The 1,584-nt window shown below is 38.4% G+C and carries 1 protein-coding gene and 1 pseudogene; both read right to left on the bottom strand.

Going from position 1 to position 1,584, the window contains the following annotated elements; translation table 11 throughout:
- Positions 1-366 (bottom strand): annotated as a pseudogene (locus ACNI3T_RS05625) (hypothetical protein); the annotation flags it as partial.
- Positions 367-563: 197 nt separating this feature from the next.
- The coding region (locus tag ACNI3T_RS05620; protein WP_418226993.1) for an adenosylhomocysteinase at positions 564-1,584 on the bottom strand (1,021 nt) is incomplete at its 5' end.

Here is a 1,584-nt window from a genome sequence, read left to right as displayed (position 1 = left end):
TCTAGGGCTCATAAGATCACTAGAGCTCATAAACTCTGCAGAAACTGTAGACATAGATCCATCCCACATATCAACATCTCCATAATACTGAAGTTGTTTAGGGTCTCTGGAAGCTACGATTAGAGAACTATCATCTTCGTCATAAAAAATCCCCTCAGCATCTGTGGAGGAAGTGTTCACTGTATAAGAAGTACCATCATCCAGATTGTACTGTACTACAGATCCAGAATGTGTGGTAGCATATAACATTGCAGAATCCATCTCCACGATATCATCGGTCATGTCATCATCATCATCTGAACAAGAGGTGAATCCCAACATAGCGCTCATCGCTATAAATAATAAAGGTTTTTTCAAAATTTTCATAAGTAACTTTTTTATTGATTATTGTTTACGGTAATATTTACGAAACTTACCAACTGCGGTTTTCTGAACTGAAGCTTTTAACTCAGGATTAGGCTTTTTAACTCAGGCTTGTTAAACTGAAATTAAAATAGGAACCGAATTAACAAAAAAAAGCCTCTGCGAGAGCAGAGGCTTTTGAATCAACAGGTGATTAATTTCTAGTACCTGTAGTATTCTGGCTTGTAAGGTCCTTCTACCGTTACACCAATATATTCTGCCTGATCCTGTTTAAGTTCAGTCAATTCAACCCCAATTCTTTCAAGGTGAAGTTTTGCAACTTTTTCATCAAGATGCTTAGGTAACATGTAAACTTCGTTCTTATACTGGTCAGTATTATTCCAAAGTTCCATTTGTGCCAGGGTCTGGTTCGTGAATGAATTACTCATTACAAAACTAGGATGTCCAGTTGCACAACCTAAATTCACTAAACGACCTTCGGCAAGGAGGATAATATCTTTCCCGTTAATAGTGTATTTGTCAACCTGTGGTTTAATCTCTACTTTAGAGTTTCCGTGGTTATCATTTAACCATGCAACAGCGATCTCGTTATCAAAGTGACCAATATTCGCTACGATTGTTTTGTCTTTCATCGCCTCGAAATGCTCTCCACGTACGATGTCTTTATTTCCGGTAGTAGTGATAACGATATCTGCTTTAGGAAGTACAGTTTCAAGTTTCTTCACCTCGAAACCATCCATTGCGGCCTGTAATGCACAAATTGGATCAATTTCAGTAACAGTTACGATAGAACCAGCACCTTTAAAAGATTGAGCAGTTCCTTTTCCAACATCTCCATATCCACATACAACAACTCTTTTGCCAGCTAGCATAACGTCTGTAGCACGACGTATCGCATCTACTGCACTCTCGCGGCAACCGTATTTGTTATCAAATTTAGATTTAGTTACAGAATCGTTTACATTAATTGCCGGCATTGGCAATGTTCCGTTCTTCATTCTTTCGTAAAGTCTATGAACTCCTGTAGTTGTTTCTTCTGAAAGTCCTTTAATTCCTTCAGCAAGTTCAGGGTATTCATCAAGGACCATATTGGTAAGATCTCCACCATCATCAAGGATCATATTAAGTGGCTTACGATCCTCTCCGAAGAAAAGAGTTTGTTCGATACACCAGTTAAATTCTTCCTCGGTCATTCCTTTCCATGCATAAACAGGAATACCG

The sequence above is a fragment of the Christiangramia qingdaonensis genome (assembly GCF_048381525.1).
In the GTDB taxonomy this organism is placed as follows: domain Bacteria; phylum Bacteroidota; class Bacteroidia; order Flavobacteriales; family Flavobacteriaceae; genus Christiangramia.
The sequence above is the reverse complement of the archived record's forward strand: the minus strand, read 5'-3'. Positions and strand labels throughout refer to the sequence as shown.